General features: G+C 74.0%; 18 protein-coding genes and 1 pseudogene. 12 read left to right on the top strand and 7 right to left on the bottom strand.

Annotated elements, in window-relative coordinates; all coding sequences use genetic code 11:
• The first annotated feature begins 93 nt into the window (after window positions 1–93).
• From ACH495_RS06720 to ACH495_RS06705, 4 genes are read left to right on the top strand one after another with little or no spacing between them, the layout of a single operon-like run.
• On the top strand, window positions 94–1,008 hold the full coding sequence (locus ACH495_RS06720) for an ABC transporter ATP-binding protein (protein WP_396856771.1): 915 nt from the start codon (window positions 94–96) through the stop codon (window positions 1,006–1,008).
• A complete protein-coding gene (locus ACH495_RS06715; RefSeq protein ID WP_396856770.1) occupies window positions 1,001–1,879 on the top strand; it encodes an ABC transporter permease in 879 nt (292 codons plus the stop codon). The genes ACH495_RS06720 and ACH495_RS06715 overlap by 8 nt, the downstream gene beginning before the upstream one ends.
• Entirely contained in the window at window positions 1,876–2,835 is a 960-nt protein-coding gene (locus ACH495_RS06710; RefSeq protein WP_396856769.1) for an ABC transporter ATP-binding protein, read from the top strand. The genes ACH495_RS06715 and ACH495_RS06710 overlap by 4 nt, the downstream gene beginning before the upstream one ends.
• Window positions 2,835–3,545, top strand: coding sequence for an ABC transporter permease (locus tag ACH495_RS06705; RefSeq protein ID WP_343445200.1), 711 nt, complete (start codon window positions 2,835–2,837; stop codon window positions 3,543–3,545). Before ACH495_RS06710 ends, ACH495_RS06705 begins: the two co-directional genes overlap by 1 nt.
• A 101-nt stretch (window positions 3,546–3,646) precedes the next feature.
• Here ACH495_RS06705 and valS read toward each other — a convergent pair whose 3' ends face one another.
• Complete coding sequence (gene valS, locus ACH495_RS06700; RefSeq protein WP_396856768.1) at window positions 3,647–6,211, bottom strand: valine--tRNA ligase; 2,565 nt, start codon at window positions 6,209–6,211, stop codon at window positions 3,647–3,649.
• 201 nt (window positions 6,212–6,412) lie between these two features.
• Here valS and ACH495_RS06695 point away from each other — a divergent pair, with 201 nt between their 5' ends.
• Window positions 6,413–7,924: a hypothetical protein gene (locus ACH495_RS06695; RefSeq protein WP_396856767.1), complete on the top strand. Its 1,512-nt coding sequence runs from the start codon at window positions 6,413–6,415 to the stop codon at window positions 7,922–7,924.
• Here ACH495_RS06695 and ACH495_RS06690 read toward each other — a convergent pair.
• The 4 genes from ACH495_RS06690 to ACH495_RS06675 are packed head-to-tail and all read right to left on the bottom strand — an operon-like array spanning window position 7,921 to window position 13,579.
• Complete coding sequence (locus tag ACH495_RS06690) at window positions 7,921–9,774, bottom strand: ABC transporter ATP-binding protein (RefSeq protein ID WP_396856766.1); 1,854 nt, start codon at window positions 9,772–9,774, stop codon at window positions 7,921–7,923. The genes ACH495_RS06695 and ACH495_RS06690 overlap by 4 nt on opposite strands.
• Entirely contained in the window at window positions 9,771–11,585 is a 1,815-nt protein-coding gene (locus tag ACH495_RS06685; RefSeq protein WP_396856765.1) for an ABC transporter ATP-binding protein, read from the bottom strand. Before ACH495_RS06685 ends, ACH495_RS06690 begins: the two co-directional genes overlap by 4 nt.
• Window positions 11,586–11,621: 36 nt before the next feature.
• Window positions 11,622–12,134, bottom strand: coding sequence for a methylated-DNA--[protein]-cysteine S-methyltransferase (locus ACH495_RS06680; RefSeq protein WP_396856764.1), 513 nt, complete (start codon window positions 12,132–12,134; stop codon window positions 11,622–11,624).
• A complete protein-coding gene (locus ACH495_RS06675) occupies window positions 12,131–13,579 on the bottom strand; it encodes an AlkA N-terminal domain-containing protein (protein WP_396856763.1) in 1,449 nt (482 codons plus the stop codon). The genes ACH495_RS06680 and ACH495_RS06675 overlap by 4 nt, the downstream gene beginning before the upstream one ends.
• 209 nt (window positions 13,580–13,788) lie before the next feature.
• On the opposite strand from ACH495_RS06675, the gene ACH495_RS06670 reads away from it, so the two are divergent.
• Window positions 13,789–14,268 carry a hypothetical protein gene (locus tag ACH495_RS06670; protein ID WP_396856762.1) on the top strand — a complete coding sequence of 160 codons (480 nt, stop codon included), beginning with the start codon at window positions 13,789–13,791 and terminating at the stop codon, window positions 14,266–14,268.
• A gap of 203 nt (window positions 14,269–14,471) precedes the next feature.
• Here the strand turns inward: ACH495_RS06670 and ACH495_RS06665 are convergent.
• A pseudogene (locus ACH495_RS06665) lies at window positions 14,472–15,290 on the bottom strand (EamA family transporter); the annotation flags it as partial.
• Window positions 15,291–15,383: 93 nt separating this feature from the next.
• Between ACH495_RS06665 and ACH495_RS06660 the strand changes: the two are divergent.
• The 5 genes from ACH495_RS06660 to ACH495_RS06640 all read left to right on the top strand — a co-directional run bounded on the left by ACH495_RS06660 (window position 15,384) and on the right by ACH495_RS06640 (window position 18,918).
• Entirely contained in the window at window positions 15,384–15,902 is a 519-nt protein-coding gene (locus ACH495_RS06660) for a MarR family winged helix-turn-helix transcriptional regulator (RefSeq protein WP_396856761.1), read from the top strand.
• 30 nt (window positions 15,903–15,932) lie between these two features.
• Entirely contained in the window at window positions 15,933–16,685 is a 753-nt protein-coding gene (locus ACH495_RS06655; RefSeq protein WP_396856760.1) for a Type 1 glutamine amidotransferase-like domain-containing protein, read from the top strand.
• Between the two features lie 20 nt (window positions 16,686–16,705).
• Complete coding sequence (ychF, locus tag ACH495_RS06650) at window positions 16,706–17,791, top strand: redox-regulated ATPase YchF (protein ID WP_396856759.1); 1,086 nt, start codon at window positions 16,706–16,708, stop codon at window positions 17,789–17,791.
• A gap of 495 nt (window positions 17,792–18,286) precedes the next feature.
• Window positions 18,287–18,526, top strand: a complete 240-nt coding sequence (locus ACH495_RS06645; RefSeq protein ID WP_396856758.1) for a hypothetical protein — start codon at window positions 18,287–18,289, stop codon at window positions 18,524–18,526.
• Complete coding sequence (locus ACH495_RS06640) at window positions 18,523–18,918, top strand: PIN domain-containing protein (RefSeq protein ID WP_396856757.1); 396 nt, start codon at window positions 18,523–18,525, stop codon at window positions 18,916–18,918. The genes ACH495_RS06645 and ACH495_RS06640 overlap by 4 nt, the downstream gene beginning before the upstream one ends.
• Window positions 18,919–19,021: 103 nt before the next feature.
• Here ACH495_RS06640 and ACH495_RS06635 read toward each other — a convergent pair whose 3' ends face one another.
• Window positions 19,022–19,285, bottom strand: coding sequence for a hypothetical protein (locus ACH495_RS06635; RefSeq protein WP_396856756.1), 264 nt, complete (start codon window positions 19,283–19,285; stop codon window positions 19,022–19,024).
• 171 nt (window positions 19,286–19,456) lie between these two features.
• Between ACH495_RS06635 and ACH495_RS06630 the strand changes: the two genes are divergently transcribed.
• Complete coding sequence (locus ACH495_RS06630; protein WP_396856755.1) at window positions 19,457–19,975, top strand: ribbon-helix-helix protein, CopG family; 519 nt, start codon at window positions 19,457–19,459, stop codon at window positions 19,973–19,975.
• The last annotated feature ends 8 nt before the right edge of the window (window positions 19,976–19,983 follow it).

The raw sequence follows: 19,983 nt of genomic DNA, 5'->3' as shown, positions 1-19,983 counted from the left end.
CGGAAGCCTTACCGGCGGTGTCCGGGCCGAATCAGGGACAACCCCGAGCGTTTCCCGGTGCACCGACGGGCCCGCGCTTCCTAGGCTGGCAGCGTGACACTGCTCGCGACCGAGTCGCTGACCAAGACGTACGGAGGCCGGGTCACCGCGTTGGCCGACCTCACCGTGTCGGTCGAGCCGGGGATCATCGGGCTGGTCGGCGCCAACGGCGCCGGCAAGTCCACCCTGATCAAGATCCTGCTGGGTCTGCTCCCGCCGACCAGCGGCCGGGTGCAGGTGCTCGGCCTCGACCCCACCACCGATCCGGCCGAGGTCCGCGCCCGGGTCGGCTACATGCCCGAGCACGACGCCCTCCCGCCGGACCTCTCCGCCGCCGAGCTGGTCACCCACCTGGGCCGGATGAGCGGGCTGCCACGCACGGTCGCCCGGGAACGCGCCTCCGAGGCGCTGCGCCACGTCGGCCTGCACGAGGAACGGCACCGGGCCGTCGGTGGCTACTCCACCGGCATGAAGCAGCGGGTCAAGCTCGCCCAGGCCCTGGTGCACGACCCCGACCTGCTGCTGCTCGACGAGCCCACCAACGGCCTCGACCCGGCCGGCCGGGACGCCATGCTCGCCCTCATCCACCGGATCGGCACCGAGTTCGGCATCTCGGTGGTGGTCTGCTCGCACCTGCTCGGCGAGGTGGAGCGGATCTGCGACACGCTTGTCGCCATCGACGGCGGCCGGCTGCTGCGCGCCGACCGGGTCGCCGCCATGACCACCGCCACCGACGTGCTCGCCGTCGAGGTGAGCGAGGGCACGGAGGAACTGGCCGCCCGGCTCGCCGCGCTCGACCTGCCGGTGACCCGGGACGGGCGGCTGCTGCTCGTTCCGCTCGCCGACGACCACACCTACGACCTGATCCTCGGCGCGGTCGCCGAGCTGGACCTGCCGCTGCACCGGCTGGACCAGCGGCGGCACCGGGTGGCCGAGCTCTTCGCCCCGAGGGAGCCCAGCCATGTCTGACGCGACAGGCGTCATCCACGACATCGGATACCAGCGCTACACCGGCCCACGGCTGGGCCGCCGGCACGTCTTCGGCGCGCTCTACGGGCACGGTCTGCGTACCGTCTTCGGGTTGGGCCGCAGCGCCAAGGCGAAGATCTTCCCGTGGCTGGTGGTCGCCGTGGTCACCGTGGTCGCCGCCGGGCTGACCGCGGTACGCAGCCAGATCGGCGAGGTGGTGATGACGTACGCCCAGTTCGCCGACGCGATGAGCTGGCTGGTCATCTTCTTCGTCGCGGTGGCCGCGCCCGAGCTGGTCTCCCGCGACCTGCGCAGCGGCGTGCTGCCGCTCTACTTCTCCCGGCCGCTGCCGCGCGGCGACTACGCGCTGGCCAAGCTGGCGGCCCTGGGCACCGCGCTCTGGCTGCTGCTCGGCGGCCCGCAGCTGGTGATGTTCCTCGGCGCCGCGTTCACCACCGACCGGGGCATGCGCGGGGTGTGGGACGAGCTGCTCGACCTGCTGCCCGGCCTGCTCTACGCCGGGCTGTGGGCGGTGGTCTTCGCCTCCATCGGCCTGCTGGTCGCCTCGCTGACCGGCAAGCGCGCGTTCGCCGCCGGTGGCATCGTGGCGGTCTTCCTGATGACCGCGCCGGTGGTCGGCGTGCTGTCCATCATGCCCTCCCCGACGGTCAACGAGCTGGCCTTCCTCGCCTCCCCGTCGACGCTGGTCGGCGGCGTGGGCAACTGGGCGCTCGGCGACCGGCTGACCCAGGGGCGCGGCGGCATGCCGATCGGCGACTTCGGGCCGGTCTACGCGGTCGTCGCGGTGCTGCTGGTCGCCGCCTGCGTCAGCCTGCTGCTCCTGCGATACCGGAAGGTGGCCGCCCGATGACGGCGCTGCACACGCACCCGGCGGCCGACGTGCCCGCCGCCACGACCAGCACCCTCGACCTGGCCGGTGTCTCCCGCTGGTACGGCAACGTGGTGGCGGTCAACGACGTCACCATGCGGCTCGGTCCCGGGGTGACCGGCCTGCTCGGCCCGAACGGCGCCGGGAAGACCACGCTGCTGCACATGATGGCCGGCTTCCTCGCCCCGTCCCGCGGCGCGGTGACGCTGGACGGGGAGCCGACCTGGCGCAACCCTTCCGTCTACCGGCGGCTCGGCCTGGTCAGCGAGCGCGAGGCGGTGCACACGTTCCTCAGCGCGTACGAGTTCGTGCTGGCCAGCGCCAAGCTGCACCGGCTGCCCGACCCGGAGGCGGCGGCCCGGCGGGCGATCGAGCTGGTCGAGCTGGAGAGTGCGCAGGGCCGCAAGATCGGCACCTACTCCAAGGGCATGCGGCAGCGCACCCGGGTGGCCGCCGCGCTGGTGCACGACCCGCAGGTGCTGCTGCTCGACGAGCCGTTCAACGGGATGGACCCGCGCCAGCGGCTGCACATGATGGCGTTGCTGCACTCCCTCGGCGACGCCGGCCGGACCATCCTGTTCAGCTCGCACATCCTGGAGGAGGTCGAGCAGGTCTCCGGCACGGTCCAGGTGATGGTGGCCGGCCGGCTGGCCGCCTCCGGCGACTACCGCACCATCCGCCGGTTGATGACCAACCGGCCGCACGTCTTCGCGGTGCGTTCCACCGACGACCGGGCGCTGGCGGTGGCGCTGATGGCCGAGTCCTCGGTCACCGGCATCGAGCTGGGCCGCACCGGCCTCACCGTCAAGGCCGGCGACTACGGCGCGTTCACCCGGGCCCTGCCCCGGATCGCCCTCCGCCACGGCATCCGGGTCCGGCAGCTCCTGCCGGAGGACGAGTCGCTGGAGAGCGTCTTCTCGTATCTGGTGGAGGCCTGATGTCGACAGTTACCTGGATCACCGCCCGCGGCCTGTTCGGCCGGAGCCGGTTCCTCATGCTGTTGCCGTTGCCGCTGGTCCTGATCGGCCTGGCGGTGCTCTGCCGGGCGCTCGGCGTGGACCCCGGCCAGTGGGGGCCGCCGGTGCTGGTCGGCCTCGGCCTGGCCGTGGTGCTGCCGGTGGTCGCGCTGATCGTCGGCACCGGCGTGCTCGGCGCCGAGATCGACGACGGCACGGTGGTGCACATCCTCACCAAGCCGCTGCCCCGCTGGCAGATCGTGCTGCCGAAGCTCGCGGTGGCGGCCGGCGTCAGCGCGGTCACCGTCGCCGTCCCGCTCTACGTCGCGGGCGTGCTGGCCGACTCGGTACGCCTCGGCCTGGCCCTTGTCGTCGCGTCGGTGGCGGGTGCGCTGGCCTACTCGGCGCTGTTCCTGGCGCTCAGCCTGGTGAGCCGGCGACCGGTGCTGCTCGGCCTGGTCTACGTGCTGATCTGGGAGGGGCTGCTCGGCCGGTTCGTCGACGGCACCAAGGTGCTCTCGATCCAGCAGTGGGTGATCGCGCTGGCCGACCGGATCGCGCCGACCGCGCTGCTCGGCACCACCGTCTCGGTGCCGGTGGCGGTCGTGCTGACCGCCCTGGTGACGGTCGGCTTCACCGTGTTGGCCGTCGACCGCCTCCGCTCGTTCAGCGTCGCCGGCGAGACGAGCTGAAAGGCGGGGGCCCCGCTTAACGCATTCGGTAGAGGCGGGGGCCCCGCTTAACACCTACCTGTTAAGCGGGGCCCCCGCCTAACAAGCGGGGCGGGCGGGCGTCAGAACGCGCAGGCGATGACCAGCTCGGGGGTGCGGTCGGGCAGCAGGTCGAGCTTGGCGATCCGCCCCGCCGCGCGCACGTCGTCGGCGACGGTGGTGAGCTGGTCGAGCAGGGCCGCCGGCCCGAGCGCCTCGGCCAGCGGCACGTCCGCCTTCATCGACAGTTTCCGCTCCGACTTGGCGCGCCGGACCTGCCCCAGCGCGTCCGAGGCCAGCCGCAGCAGCTCCGGATTTCCCGGCGCGGCCAGCGCGCGGTCCACCTCGTACGTGGTCGGCCACGTCGCGCGGTGCACCGACCCGTACCGCCACCAGGACCAGACCTCCTCGGTGACGAACGGCAGCACCGGCGCGAAGAGCCGCAACTGCACCGACAGCGCGGTGGCGAGCGCCGCGCGGGCCGAGTCGGCCGCCGGCCCGTCGCCGTAGGCGCGTTCCTTCACCAGTTCGATGTAGTCGTCGCAGAACCGCCAGAAGAACGCCTCGGTGGCCATCAGGGCGGCGGTGTGGTCGTACCCGTCGAGGGCCGACGTCGCCACCCCGACCACGCCGGACAGCTCGGCGAGCATCGCGGTGTCGAGCGGTGCCGTGACCGGGGCCCGCAGCGCGTCGGCGGCGCCCAGCCCGAGCGCGAACCGGGACGCGTTGAGCAGCTTGGTGGCCAGCCGGCGGCCCACCTTGACCTGGGCCGGGTCGAACGCCAGGTCCATGCCCGGCTTGCCGCTGGCGGCCCAGTAGCGGACCGCGTCGGAGCCGTGCTCGGTCAGCAACCCCATCGGCGTGACCACGTTCCCCTTGGACTTCGACATCTTCTTCCGGTCCGGGTCGAGGATCCAGCCGGAGAGCACCGCCGTCCGCCAGGGCAGCACGCCATGCTCCAGGTGGGCGCGGGCCACGGTGGCGAACAGCCAGGTGCGGATGATGTCGTGTCCCTGCGGGCGCAGGTCCATCGGGAAGACCCGGGCGAACAAGTCCGGGTCGGTCTCCCACCCGCCGACGAGCTGCGGCGTCAGCGACGAGGTCGCCCAGGTGTCCAGCACGTCCGGATCACCGGTGAAGCCACCGGGTCGGCCGCGCTGCGACTCGGCGAAACCGGGCGGCGGCTCGCTGGTCGGATCGATCGGCAACGCCGCCTCGTCCGGTGTGAGAGGGTGGGTCCAGTCCGGTTCGCCAGCGTCGTCGAGCCGGTACCACACCGGCACCGGCACGCCGAAGAACCGCTGCCGGCTGACCAGCCAGTCGCCGGTGAGGCCACCCACCCAGTGCTCGTAGCGGTGCCGCATGTGCTCCGGCACCCAGCGCAGCTCGCGCCCGCGGGCCAGCAGCTCGTCGCGCAGGCCGGTGTCCCGGCCGCCGTTGCGCAGATACCACTGCCGGGTCGAGACGATCTCCAGCGGCCGGTCGCCGCGCTCGTAGAACTTCACCGGGTGGGTGATCGGGCGCGGCTCGCCGACCAGGTCGCCGGCGTCGCCCAGCAGCTCCACCACCGCGCGCCGGGCACCGTTGACACTCTGCCCGGCGAGCGCCGCGTAGGGCCCCGCCGGCACGTCCGCCGGCGGTTCCGGCAGCAGCCGGCCGTCCCGGCCGATCACCACCCGGGTGTCCAGCCGCAGGTCCCGCCACCAGGTCACGTCCGTCAGGTCGCCGAACGTGCAGACCATCGCGATGCCCGTGCCCTTGGCCGGGTCCGCCAGCGCGTGCGCGCGCACCGGCACCTCCACCCCGAAGACCGGGGTACGCACAGCGGTGTCGACCAGGTCGGCGTACCGCTCGTCGTCGGGGTGGCAGACCAGCGCCACGCAGGCCGGCAGCAGCTCCGGCCGGGTGGTGTCGATCAGCACCTCGCGCCCGTCCGGCCCGGCGAACCGCAGCCGGTGGTACGCGCCGGGCCGGGCCCGGTCCTCCAGCTCCGCCTGGGCCACCGCGGTGCCGTACCCGACGTCCCAGAGCGTCGGCGCCTCCGCCTGGTACGCCTCGCCCCGGGCCAGGTTGCGCAGGAACGCGCGCTGGCTGGCCGCACGCGCCGCCGGCCCGATCGTGGTGTACGTCAACGACCAGTCCACGGACAGGCCGAGCCGCCGCCACAGCGCCTCGAACACCTGCTCGTCCGCCACGGTCAGCGTCTCGCACAGCTCGATGAAGTTGCGTCGGGAGATCGCCGTCGGATTCTTCCGGGCGTCGGCGCCCACCGGCGTGGCCGGCGGTCGCCAGGCCCTGTCGTACGGCAGCGCCGGGTCGGGGCGCACACCGTAGACGTTCTGCACCCGGCGCTCGGTGGGCAGCCCGTTGTCGTCCCAGCCCATCGGGTAGAAGACCGTCCGCCCGCGCATCCGCTGGAACCGGGCCACGACGTCGGTGTGCGTGTACGAGAAGACGTGCCCCATGTGCAGCTCGCCCGACACGGTCGGCGGCGGGGTGTCGATGGAGTACACGTCCGCGCGTTCCTTCGTGCGGTCGAACGCGTACGTGCCGTCGGACTGCCAGCGGTGGGCCCAGGTCTCCTCGAGGCCGTCCAGGCTCGGACGCTCGGGCACGCCGCTGCGAGCTGGCCTCGTCGTGTCGGTCATCCGCCGATGGTAGGCGGGCGCGTCGGGCCGCTCCACGCCTTTCAGTTGGCCGGGTGCCGGCGTGGCCGGGCGTTCGCGGGTTGGTGTCGTCCGCGTGGCCGGGCGTTCGCGGGATTGTGGTCGTCCGCGTGGTCGGGGACAGCGGTCGTCCTCGGGTTGTGACAGCATCGGCCCGTCCACGGATGCGGGGGAGGCACCACGATGGACGCGAGCGTGCGCACACCGACTGTCGGCGCCACCGTGGCCGGGGCGACGGCGGCCTTCGCGGTCGGGGCGTTCTTCTCGGCCGGTGGTCTGGCGCCGGCCCGCCAGGCCGGCTTCGCCGATCTCGTCCAGGGCTTCCCGACCGGGTCGATGCAGCTCAGCATCACCCTGCTCGCGCTGGTCGGGGGCGCGCTGGTCGCCGTGGTGCCGGCCGTCGTCGCCGCCGCGGCCGACCGGCTGCCCGGCTGGCCGGTCGCGCTGGTCGGCCTGGCCCTCCACTATCTGGCCGGTGAGCTGGCCGTCGGGGGCGTCGGCATCGTGCCCCGGCAGCCACCCACCGCCGGCCAGACGGCCGCCGTGCTCGCCGCCGCGCTCGGTGCCGGGCTGGCGCTGGGCGGGGCGCTGCTGGCGCTGGCCCGACTCGGGCCGGCACACCGCTGGGTGGTGGCCGCCGCGCTCGCCGCCGGCCTGGTCGGGTATCCGGGCGTCGAGGACCTGTTCCGCCTGGCGTCGGGGGGTCCCTACGACGTCGGCGGCCGCGCCTGGCCGGCCCAGGTCGGGGTCAGCGTGCTGGTGGTCACGGTCGCCGCGGTGCTGGCCCACCGGGAGCGGCCCGTCGGCGGTGGCCCGGTCGGGCGTCCCCGGGTCGGCCCGGCGGTGGCCACCGCCGTCGCGGCCGTGCTGACGCTGGCCGGGCTGGTGGTGCGCTGGTGGGTGGTCGACGCGTTCCGGCTCAGCCCGGACGGCCTGGTGGGGCCACGGCGGGCGCAGTTCGTCGAGTCGGTCGCCTACTTCTCCCCGGTCGCCGTCGCCGTGGTGGCCGGTCTGGTCCTGCTCGGTCACGCGTACCGCGTCGGTCGGGCGAGGGCCGCGCGCTGGGTGGTGCTCGGCTTTGCCGCCGGGCCGCTGCTCTTCCTCGGGCTGCGGCTCGTCTTCACCGGTCAACGGTCCCAGGCATACCTGGTCGTGCTGGCCGGTGTGCTGGCGGTCGTGGCCGGCGCGACGATGGCCCGGCTGCGGCCGGGCCTGTTGCCCTGGGACGCGGTCGGCCTCCTCCCGGCAGCGCTGGCGGTGCCGCTCGCCGACCCGGCGATCCAGGCCGAGTTGCCGGGCACCGCCAACCTCGTCGTGCCGCTGCCCATGGCCGTCGGGCTCGGCCTCTCCCTCGGCTTCGGCCTGGTGCTCGCCGCCACCGGCCCGGGAGCTGTCGCCAGCGATCCGGGGGACGGCGCCGTCGGCTCGCGGGACGTCGGGGATCCGGAGCCGGCGCGTACGGCCGGGATCCTGGCGCTCGGGGTGGCTGCGGCGCTGCTCTCCGCCCTCGCGCTGGCCCCGGTCCTGCTGCGGAGCATGAGCATCGGCCGCACCGAGGAGGTGGCGCTGACCGTACCCGTGCTCGTCGGGGTGTCCGCGCTGGTCCTCGTGGTGCTCTTCGGCTTCGGCCGGGCGGTCGACCGGATCCGACGCGACCTGCGCACCGAGGCCGGGGCGGAACAACCCGGACGCTAGAGCAGCGAGTCGCGCCACTGGCGGTGCAGGGCGGCGTAGCGGCCACCGGCGGTGGCCAGCTCGGCCGGCGGGCCGTCCTCGACGATGCCGCCGGCGTCGAGCACCAGGACGCGGTCGGCGATCTCCACGGTGGAGAGCCGGTGCGCGATCACCAGCGCGGTGCGGTCGCACAGCACGCTCCGCAACGCGCGCTGAACCAGCCGCTCGGTCGGCACGTCCAGCGACGAGGTGGCCTCGTCGAGGATCAGCACCCGGGGGTCGGCCAGGAACGCCCGGGCGAACGCGACCAGTTGCCGCTGCCCCGCCGAGAGCCGGCCGCCGCGCCGGTGCACGTCGGTGGCGTACCCGTCGGGCAGCGCGGCGATGAACCCGTGCGCGCCGATGGCCCGGGCGGCGGCCACCACGGCGGCGTCGTCGGCGTCCGGGCGGCCGAACCTGATGTTCTCCGCGACGGAACCGCTGAACAGGTGGGTCTCCTGGGTGACCAGCACCACCGCCCGGCGCAGCTCGGCGTCGGCCAGGTCCCGCAGGTCCACCCCGTCCAGGCGGACCGAACCGGCGTCCGGGTCGTGGAAGCGGGCCAGCAGCTTGGCCACCGTGGACTTCCCGGCACCGGTCGGCCCGATCAGCGCCACGGTCTGCCCGGCCGGCACGGTCAGCTCCAGGCCGGACAGGATCGGCGTCTCCGGCCGGTAGCCGAAGGAGACCGAGCGGAAGACCACGGCGCCGCGCGGCGGACCGGCGGGCAACGGCACCGGCCGCGCCGGCTCGGCCACCGCCGGGCGCTCGTCCAGCACACCGGCCAGCTTCTCCAACGCCGCGGTCGCCGACTGCAACGAGTTGTAGAACTGGCTCAGCTCCTCCATCGGCTCGAAGAACCGCCGCAGGTAGAGCAGGAACGCGGCGAGCACACCGACCTCGGTGTGGCCGCCGAGCACCCGCCACCCGCCGTACACGAGCACCGTGGCGGTGGTGAGGTTGCCGATCAGCCGGATGCCCGGCGAGTAGATCGCGATCAGCCGGAACGCGCGCAGGCTGGCCCGCCGGTAGTCGTCGTTGACGGCGGCGAAGATGTGCTGGTTGCGGGGTTCGCGGCGGAACGCCTGCACGGCCCGGATCCCGCGCAGCGACTCGACGAAGTGCACGATGACCAGCGCCACCGCCTCCCGGGTGCGCCGGTAGGCCCCGGCGGAGGCGCGGGCGAACCAGCGGGACAGCCCGAACAGGAACGGGAATGAGAACAGCGTGACCGCGGCCAGCGGCAGGTCCAGCCAGAGCAGGATGCCCGCCACCGACAGCACCGACAGCACGGCCATGACCAGCCGGTCGATCCCGCCGTCGACCAGCTCGCCGATCGATTCCAGGTCGCTGGTCAGCCGGGACACCATCCGGCCGGACGTGTAGCGCTCGTGGAAGCCGACGTCGAGGCGGAGGAAGTGCGCGTACACCCGGTGGCGGAGGTCGAGCAGGACGGCCTGGCCGATCCGGGCGGCGAGGGCGAGGAACGCGCGCCGGGCCGCGTACTCGACGGCGGTGGCCACGACGAACGCGGCGGCGACCGCGACCAGCGGGCCGGCGTCCCCGGCCCGCAGCGGCCCGATGCCCCGGTCGATGCCGAGCATGACCAGGTACGGGCCGGTCATCGCGGCCACGTTCTGGGCCAGCAGCAGCGACACGGCCAGCCCGAGCGGTGCCCGGTGGGGGCGGAGCAGTTGGCGCAGCAGGACCCGGCTGCGGGCGCGGAGCCGGGTCACCGCCGCCGGTGAGGAGCCCTCGGCGCGGCTGCGGTCGGCGTCCGGGTCGGTGGCCCGGCCCCGCCACCGGGACAGGTCGGCGTCCGGCTCGGTCACGACCGCACCAGGCCGACGCCGCCCGGCCGGCCCTCCGGCTCGGCGGAGAGCACCGCCCGGTACGCCGGCACCCCGGCCAGCATCTCGGAGTGGGTGCCGACGGCCACCACCCGGCCGGCCTCCAGCAGCGCCACCCGGTCGGCCAGCGCCACGGTCGACGGCCGGTGCACCACCAGCAGCGCCGTGGTGTTCCGCAACACGCGGCGCAGCGCGGCCTCGACCAGCGCCTCGGTGTGCACGTCCAGCGCGGAGAGCGGATCGTCGAGGACCAGCAGGGCAGGCCGGCCGAGCACCGCCCGGGCCAGCGCCAGCCGCTGCCGCTGCCCGCCGGAGAGCGACAGCCCCTGCTCACCGATCCGGGTGGCCAACCCCCACGGCAGGTCGTACGCGAACTCCGCCTGCGCCAGCGCCAGCGCGGCCCGTACCTCCTCCTCGCCGGCCTCGGGTCGGCCCAGGGTGAGGTTCTCCCGGACCGACATGGAGAACAGCGTCGGCTCCTCGAAGGCCACCCCGACCAGCCGGCGCAGCGAGCCGAGTCGCAGGTCGCGCAGGTCGTGCCCGTCGAGCGTGATCCGGCCGCCGGTCACCTCGTGCAGCCGGGGGACCAGCGAGAGCAACGTGCTCTTGCCGCACCCGGTGGCACCGACCAGGGCGAGCGTCTCGCCGGGCTCGACGGTCAGGTCCAGCCCGTGCAGCACCGGGGCGGGCGCGCCGGGATAGCGGAAGCTCACCCGCTCGAAGCGGAGCCGGCCGCGCACGTCGGCCCGGCCCAGCGACCGGGCGTGCGGGGCGTCCACGATGGTCGGCGGCGTGTCGAGCACCTCCTGGATCCGGTCGGCGGCGGTGGCGGCCTCCTGCCCGTTCGCGATGATCCAGCCGAGCGACTGCACCGGCCAGATCAGCATGAGCTGGAGGCTGACGAAGGCGACCAGTTGCCCGATGGTGAGCGCGCCCCCGGCCACGGCGGCGGCGCCGGCCACCAGGACCGCGCCGAGGGTCAGGTTGGGCACCAGGTCGAACAGCGCGGAGGTGCGGGCCAGCAGGCGGGCCTTGCCGATGCCGGTGTCGTGCAGCCGGCGGGTGCCGGCGGCGAACCGGGCGGCCAGCTCCGGGCCGCGCCCGTACGCCCGCATCGTGCGCAGCCCCTGCGCGGTCTCCTCCACCAACGTGGCCACGTCGCCCTGCTGGTCCTGCATGCGGCGGGACGCCGCGTGGTAGTGCCGGGCGAACCGGCGGCTGATCAGGAACAGCGGGACGGCGCTGGCCGCGACCAGCAGGCCCAGCCAGGGGTGCAGCCGGATCAGCAGCACCACCACAGCCGCGTAGGTGATCAGGTTGAGCACCAGGAAGAGCAGGCCGAAGGAGAGGAACCGGCGGATCACCGAGAGGTCGCTGGTGATCCGGGAGAGCAGTTGGCCGGACTGCCAGCGGTCGTGGAAGCCGGCCGGAAGCCGTTGCAGATGCGCGTAGATGTCGGCCCGGATGGCCGCCTCCATGCCCACCGAGGAGGACGACTGCGTCCACCGCCGGATGAAGATCAGCACCGCCTCGGCGAGCCCGAGCAGCAGCGCGAGCGCGCCGAGCCGGAGCAGCCCGACCCCGTCGTGCCGGGCCACCGGCCCGTCCACCACCCGCTGCACCACGAGCGGGACGGCCAGGCTCGCCGCGGTCGCGGCCAGCGCCGCGACCAGCAGCCAGGCGAACTCCGTCGCGTACGGGCGCAGGTAGGGCCGCAGCCGCCAGAGGTTGCGCAGCGGCTGGGACCGGGCGACCGGATGCGCCGCGGGATTGCCGTCGCTGGGCGCGGGCACCAACCGACGGTAGCGGCCGGGTGGGACGGTGGGGGGTCAGCTAGCCGTCACCCGTCCCTCATGCCCGAGAAGCCACTTCTTCACGTCCAGCCCCCAGCGGTAGCCACCGAGCGCGCCGTCGGTGCGCAACACCCGGTGGCAGGGCACGAAGAGCGCGGCGGCGTTGCGGGCACAGGCCGCCGCGGCGGCGCGGACCGCGGCTGGCCGGCCGGCCAGCGCGGCGAACCTGGTGTAGGTCACCGGATCGCCCGGCTTCACGTCGCGCAGCACCCGCCAGGCGTGCGCCAGGAAGAGGCCGTCGGTGTGCTGTTCCACCTCGACCGTGTCGATCGCGGCCAGGTCGCCGTCGAGGTAGGCCCGGACGGCGGCGGTCACCGGCCCGAGGTCGGTCCGGCCCCGCAGGTCGCCACGGAGGCTCGGATGCGTCAACGGGACCAGGGCCGCCGGGTCGGCGGTGAAGCCCGCCGCGCGCACCGCGCCGCCGGGCCCGGCGAGCACGCTCAGCGGCCCGGCGGGGGTGTCGATGACGGTGCTGTCCACAGTGCTCATGCTGCTCTCCAGAGTCGGATCGTCGCGTACGACCGCCAGGGGCGCCAGCGGTCCGCGTACGCGGACAGGGTCTTCGGGTCGTCGGGCAGGCCGAGCGCGGCTGCGCCGCGGCGGACGCCCAGGTCGGTGGCGAGGATGACGTCGGGGTCACCGAGCGCGCGCATGGCCAGGTAACCGGCGGTCCACGGCCCGACGCCGGGCAGCGCGACCAACTGCCGGGCGGCCTCCTCCCGGTCGCCGCCCGCTTCCAGGTCCAGTGCCCCGTCGGTGACGGCCCGGGCCAACGCCCGGATCGTCTCCCGCCGGGCCGCCGGCATCCGGAACGCCGGGTCCGGCGCGGCGAGCACCTCTGCCGCGCTCGGGAACGCCCGCAGGCCACCCGGTGGCCGGTCGGCGGCCCCGTCGTCGCCGGACCGGGCGGCGGAGATCAGACGGGTGAGCGTGGTCCGGGCCGAGCGGAGCGAGACCTGCTGGGCGGTGACGGCGCGGACCGCCGTCTCGAAGCCGTCCACCGCGTGCGGGAGCCGGACACCGGGCTCCGCGGCGACCGTCGGGGCCAGCGCCGGGTCGTCGGCGAGGACGGCGTCCACCGCGACCGGGTCCGCGTCCAGGTCGAACAGGCGGCGGCAGCGGGCCACCGCGGGTGCCACGTCGCGCATGTCGGCCAGCCGCAACGTGGCGGCCACGTGCCCGTCGGCCGGGGTCAGCGCCGCCCAGGCGGGTCCGTGCGGCAGGCGCAGCCCGCGGTGGTACGTCCCGTCGCGGACCTCCTCGATGCCGGGCAGCGCGCGCAACGCCAGGAAATCCAGCAGCGCGCCGGCGTGCAGGGGCGGCCGGTGGGCCAGCCGTAGCGTGATGGTGCCCGCCCCACCGGCGGTCGCCCCGCTGCTCCGGCCGCGCAGCTCGGACGGCGTGACGCCGAACACCTCGCGGACCGTGTCGTTGAACTGCCGCACGCTGCCGAACCCGGCGGCGAAGGCCACCTCGGCCAGACCGAGCCCGGTGGTCTCGACCAGGATCCGGGCGGTCTGCGCACGCTGCGCCCGGGCCAGCGCCAGTGGACCGGCGCCCAGCTCGGCCTGGAGCATGCGGTGCAGGTGCCGCTCGGTGTAGCCCAGCCGAGTGGCGAGCCCGGGCACGCCGTCCCGGTCTACCACGCCGTCGGCGATCAGCCGCATCGCCCGGCCGACCAGGTCGGCCCGGACGTCCCACTGGGGGGAGCCCGGCGCGGCGTCGGGCCGGCACCGGCGGCAGGCCCGCAGCCCGGCGCCCTGCGCGGCGGCGGCCGACGGAAAGAACCGGACATTCTGTCGCTTCGGGGTCATCGCCGGGCAGGACGGCCGGCAGTAGATCCCGGTCGAGGTGACGCCGGTGTAGAACCAGCCGTCGAACCGCGGGTCGCGGCTGTCGACGGCCCGGTAGCACCGCTCGAAGTCCAGCTCCATGCCCCGATCCTGCCTCGCAGGTCGGACGCTCGGCTGGCGGGTTTCGGACCTGACGTGCGGCAGTCGCGCCAGCTCGGCGAGATGGCGGTGTCCCCGCCCCTCGGATACCGCCACCTCGCCGAGGTGGCGTGGATCTTTCCTGGGAGGCGGGGAAAGTGTCGTAAGTGGTCGGTACCGTCCCGCCACCAACTCAAGAAAAGGTGCGGGGCATGGCGAGCGTGGCCGGGCGGGGGCGAGCACCACTCGACACCGCGGTGGTGCAGGGCTTCTACGACCGGATGCGGGCGGTGGCGTCGGCCGCCTACGGCGCGATCGAGCGGGACCGCGCCGACGACTCGGAGCGGCCCTTCGCCGCCACCGCCTGCGGCCGGCTGGTCGGCTCGCTCGATGCGGCCGGCCTGCGCGCGCTCGGCATGTGGGCGCACCACTGGTGCATGCGCTTCTACGACGACGACACCCGGGTCGGCGTGCGGCTGGTCGGGGAGATCGCCGCCCGGCCCGGCCTCGGCTGGACCGCCGACGAGGTGCGCTGGCTGCTCGACCGGTCACACGAGGCCGGGCCCGCCGCCGGCCACCGGTTCACCCTGCCGCTCGCCGCCGCGGCGGAGCTGCCGTCCGGCGCGCTGCCCGAGGACGTTCCGGTCGTCGGCACGCCGCCGGCCGACTGGCGCCGGCTGCGAGCCGGCTGAGCGGCGCGCGCGACCCGCCCGTCCGTGCCGGCGACGGCCCGGGCGACCTGGCCCGGCTGCGCGCCGGCGGTGGTCCGGGCCGGCTCTGCGCTGGCGGTGCCCCGGCCCGGCTGTGCGCTGGCGGCGCCCCCGGCCGGCTGAGCGGGCCGTGGGGCGGTCGCGCCCCGGGCGTTCCGGTCCGGGAGCTGCCCGAGCACCATGGCGGCGACCGCCACCGCGAAGCCGGCGAGCTGGATCGGGCCGAGCGCCTGGCCGAGCACCAGCCAGCCGAGCGCCGCCGCGGTCAGCGGGCTGAGCGCGCCGAGCATCGACACCCGGGCCACCGGCAGCCGGGCCGCGCCCCGGAACCAGAGCACGTACGCCAGCGCGGTGCCGACCAGCCCGAGCCACGCGTACCCGAGCAGGGCCGGCCCGTCCGGCGCGGGCGGCGCTCCCTCGACGGCGGCGGCGACCGGTGTGATCAGCAGGCCGCCGGCGACGAGCTGCCAGCTCGTGGCCGCGAGCGTGCCGACCCCGGCCGGGCGCCCCCAGCGGCGGGTGAGCACCAGGCCGGCGGCCATCGCGGCGGTGCCGGCCAGGCCGGCGGCGACGCCGAGCGGGTCGAGGCCGGCGCCCGGCCGCAGCACGACCAGGGCGACGCCGGTCGGTGCGGCGACGGCGGCGAGCAGCGTCGTCCGGCCGGGCCGGTCCCGCAGCAGGGCGACCGTGAGCACCGCGACCAGCAGGGGCTGGGCGGCGCCGAGCACGGCCGCGGTGCCGCCGGGCAACCGGTAGGCGGCGACGAAGAGCAGCGGGAAGAACGCCCCGATGTTGAGCGTGCCGAGCAGGGCGGCCCGGCCCCACCAGATGCCGTGCGGTCGGCGGCGGGTCAGGGCGAGCAGCAGCAGGCCGGCCGGGAGGGCGCGGATCGCCCCGGCCCAGAGCGGCCGGTCGGCGGGCAGCAGCTCGGCGGTCACCAGGTAGGTGGTGCCCCAGGCGAGCGGTGCGATCGCGGTGAGCGCGACATCGGTTCGGCGGGTCATGCCTGCCTCTTCTCACGACGGTAAGTATCTTAGGGCTAAGCTACTTCGTGTCGAGTGAAAGCGGAAGGGCGACGTGCGGCACAATCGACAGCCGTGGCAGCGGACGAGGTTGACCTGATCGTCGAGCAGTGGCGTCGGGAACGGCCCGGCATGCGGCCCGAGCCGATGGCCGTCTTCGGCCGCATCTACCGGCTGTCCCGGCTGGTCGGCGACCGTCAGGAACAGGTGTACGCCCGCTGGGGCATCGGTCGCGGCGAGTTCGACGTGCTCGCCGCGCTGCGCCGGTCCGGCCCGCCGTACACGCTGGCGCCGAAGGCGCTCACCGCCACGTTGATGCTCACCTCCGGCGGGATGACCGGCCGGCTCGACCGGCTGGAACGCGCCGGGCTGGTACGCCGCGCGCCGGACCCGCTCGACCGGCGGGCGCTGCGGGTCAGCCTCACCGACGCCGGCCGGCAGGTGGTCGAGGAGTCGGCGGAGGCCGGGCTGGAGGTGCAGCGACGGATCCTCGACGCGCTGCCACCCGCCGACCGGGACCGGCTGGCCGACCTGCTGCGCGCCCTGCTCGCCGCCGCCGAGACGGCGCAGGCGGCCCCGAACGGGGCACAATGATCTCCACCGTCGCCGGCCGGAAGGACACCCATGCCCGCCACCGAACCGACCATCGTCGCCACCAGCATGGGCTACTTCAGCCGGCGGCGCGGCCCCTGGGACGCGCGGCCCAGCCAGCTCTTCGACCTCATGGCCGAGCTGGCGGGCGCCGGTGACGCGCCCCGGGTCTGCTATCTCGGCCAGGCCGTCGGCGACCAGCCGACCGGCCTCACCGTGTTCTACGGCGCGTTCGCGAACACCCGGTTCCGCGCGTCCCACCTGGCGCTCTACCCGATGCCCAACGTCGACGACATCCGCGCCCACCTGCTCGCCCAGGACGTGATCTGGGTCGGCGGCGGCAGCGTGGCCAACCTGTGCGCGGTGTGGCGGGTGCACGGCCTGCCGGAGATCCTGCACGAGTGCTGGCAGGCCGGGGTGGTGCTCGGCGGCGTCTCCGCCGGCTCGATCTGCTGGCACACCGGTGGCGCCACCGACAGCTACGGCCCGGAGCTGCGCCCCTTCACCGACGGGCTGGGCTGGCTCCCGTACGGCAACGGCGTGCACTACGACAGCGAGGAGCAGCGCCGGCCGCTGATGCACCGGCTGGTCGCCGACGGCACGCTGCCGACCAGCCACTGCACCGACGACGGCGTCGGGCTGATCTACCGGGGGACCCGGCTGGTCGAGGCGGTGGCGGACCGGCCCGACGTGGCCGCGTACGAGCTGGTGCGCGCCGAGGACGGGACGGTGCGGGAGACCCGGATCGAGCCCCGGCTGCTGCCCGCCGGGCCGGACGGCCGGTAGACCGCGTAAGCTGGCTCGTCGTGAGTCTCACCATCGGCATCGTCGGCCTGCCCAACGTGGGCAAGAGCACCCTGTTCAACGCGCTGACCAAGAACGACGTGCTCGCCGCGAACTACCCGTTCGCCACCATCGAGCCGAACGTCGGCGTGGTCGGGCTGCCCGACGAGCGCCTGGGCAAGCTGGCCGAGATCTTCTCCTCGCAGAAGGTGCTGCCCGCGCCGGTCTCGTTCGTCGACATCGCCGGCCTGGTCCGGGGCGCGTCGAAGGGACAGGGCCGGGGCAACGCGTTCCTGGCCAACATCCGCGACGCCTCGGCGATCTGCCAGGTGGTGCGCGCCTTCTCCGACCCGAACGTGGTGCACGTCGACGGCAAGGTCTCGCCCGCCGACGACATCGAGACGATCAACACCGAGCTGATCCTGGCCGACATCCAGACGCTGGAGAAGGCGCTGCCCCGGCTGGAGAAGGAGGCCAAGCTCCGCAAGGACCGGGCCGCCGCCGTCGAGGCCGCCAAGAAGGCCGTCGAGGTCCTCGACAACGGCACCACGCTGTACGCGGGCGCCGCGGCCGCGAAGGTCGAGCTGGAGCACCTGCGCGAGCTGCACCTGCTCACCACCAAGCCGTTCATCTACGTCTTCAACGTCGACGAGGCCGAGCTGGGCAACGCCGCGTTCCTCGACGAGCTGCGCGGCCTGGTCGCGCCCGCCGAGGCGGTCTTCATGGACGCCAAGATCGAGTCCGAGCTGGTGGACCTGCCCGAGGACGAGGCCCGCGAGCTGCTGGAGTCGATCGGGCAGTCCGAGCCGGGCCTGGACCAGTTGGTCCGGGTGGGCTTCCGGACGCTGGGGCTCCAGACGTACCTCACGGCCGGCCCCAAGGAGGCGCGCGCCTGGACCGTCCCGATCGGGGCGACCGCGCCGGAGGCCGCCGGGGTGATCCACAGCGACTTCCAGCGCGGCTTCATCAAGGCCGAGGTGGTCTCCTACGCCGACCTGGTCGCGGCCGGATCGATGGCGGCGGCGAAGGCCGCCGGCAAGGTCCGGATCGAGGGCAAGGAGTACGTGATGCAGGACGGCGACGTGGTGGAGTTCCGCTTCAACGTCTGACTCCGGCCTGTTTCCGCAGTTCAGGAGGCTGACGCCTCGCCCTGGGGCACACCTGAGGCACAGCCCCACGCCTCATCGACCGCCCGGCGGGTGCGTTCCTCCGAGTCCGGCATCAGGTGACCGTAGGTTGACAGGACCAGCGCAAACGGGGGACGAGCCGTAACGTGAGCTCCCATGGTCCGTTCCACGCCGATAGAACCCCCGGCTCGCCGGCTTACAGACGGCACTGTCGCCTTGCGGCATCGGCGGGGCTCTGACCTCGACGCGATTGCCGCAGCCAGTCATGACCCCGAAACCCGTCGGTGGCTGGACGACGAGCCGATGGATGGGGACGCCCGACGTACGAGCTTGGCCCGGGTCGATGAAGCATGGCGGAACGGGACGGGTGCTCCGTACGAGCGCAAAGTACTCAACGTCTGAGCCCGGCGTGTACTGGTAGGTCAGATGGCCGGTGCCCAACGGTTCGTGGCGGTAACACCGTGGTATGGTCGCAGGATGGCGAGGACGAAGAAGGTCACGATCACGCTGCCGGCAGAGTTGCTGGAGAGCATGAAGACACACACCGACAACGTCTCCGGCTACCTCACCGAGCTGGCCGAGCGGGCCGAGCGGCGCAGACTTCTCCGCGAGGAGTTGGATCGCTACCAGGGCGAATTTGGGGCGTTCACTGACGAGGAGATGGCCGAGGCTCGGGCACTCCTGCACGGGACCGAGGAGATCGGACGTGCGGCGTGAGCCTTGAGTCGCTGGTGCTCGACTCGCAAGGCTTCGCAAGGTGGATCGAACGGGACCGCAACGTGATGCGACTGCTGGAGCAGGCGGAGCGTGATGGGGTCGATCTTGCCATGTCGGCCGCCACGATCATCGAGGTTTCCCACTCCGGCGTGGACGTCGCGCGGCTGACCTGGCTGCTGTCCCGGATCCGGGTGGAGGCGGTGACGGTGGAAAGCGCCCGCCGCAGTGCGGGGCTGTTGAAAGCGGCGGGGCTTCATGGGCACAAGTACGCCATCGATGCCATGGTCGCCGAGGTGGCGCTGCGACTACCCGCGCCGGTGGCGGTCCTGACATCTGATGTCGACGACATCATCAAGCTGTGCGGGCAGCGGGTTCGGGCCATCGGGCTGTAGGTGAGCTGGCCCGCCTGTCGTGCCTGGAGGTCTACTCCATCGGCGAGCCCGTCCGAGCCCTGCCACCGCCCCAGGCCATCGCTACCCGCGCGGTGAGGTGAGTTCACGAGGGACCTCGGTGAACCGACGTGGCGTGGTCGGTGGCCCACTGACGGAACGTCCGCGCGGGCCTTCCGAGCAGGTCGGACACCGTGGAGGTGACGTACGCCGGTCGTCCCGTCGCGGCGCTCCACGCGGCCAGGAGCATGTCCACGGCCGGGCGTGCGGCTTCCGAGCTGTGCCGCGGAGCTTCGGCGAGCTTGTCCAGGTCCTCGGCGTGCCGGCCCTCAGGGCGAGGTGGCCGCATCCGGTCGGGAATCGCAGTCATGGCCTTCACCGTAGGGCTAGGCGGTGGCCGTCCGGAGTGTGCCGCCCGTGCCACCGGTGTCATCGTGGCACCGCCTCTGAGCTCGTGAAATAGTTTCATCGGCACTTCATGGCAGCAGTATGATGCCATGAAGGCTTGCAGTGATGCCACGATGTGTGCCACAGTAGTGCCATGGACTTGACCTCGTATGTGAGCAACCTCGGGCGGGAGTTCGCCGCCCTCGCCGAAGCCGGCGGCGAAGAATCGCGTGCGCTGGTCGAGCGCCTGACCGGGCCGCTGGAGTCGGCGATCCGGATGACGCTGCTGGACGCGCTGTCGGCCGCCGCCGACGAGATCACCCGGGAGTTGGCCCCGGGTTCGGTGGAGCTGCGCCTGCGCGGTCGCGACCCGGACTTCGTGGTGACGGTGCCGCCCACCGAGCCGCCGCCCGCCGCACCCGAGGCGGGCACGGCACCCGACATCGACCTGCCGATCACCGAGGACGGCCCGGTCGCCCGGATCAACGTACGGATGCCCGAGCAGCTCAAGGCCGCGGTCGAGGAGGCCGCCGCCGCCGAGGGGCGTTCGGTCAACGCCTGGCTGGTCCGGGCCGCCGCCGCCGGCCTGCGCGGCGGCGACCGGGAGCCTCGTCCCGAGCCGCCGCACGTCGGGAAGCGGTCCCAGCAGCGGTTCACCGGCTGGGTGCACTGACCGCACCG

The sequence above is a fragment of the Micromonospora sp. NPDC018662 genome (assembly GCF_044391475.1).
In the GTDB taxonomy this organism is placed as follows: domain Bacteria; phylum Actinomycetota; class Actinomycetes; order Mycobacteriales; family Micromonosporaceae; genus Micromonospora.
Note: the sequence above shows the minus strand (reverse complement) of the source record. Positions and strands in the feature narration are given on the sequence as shown.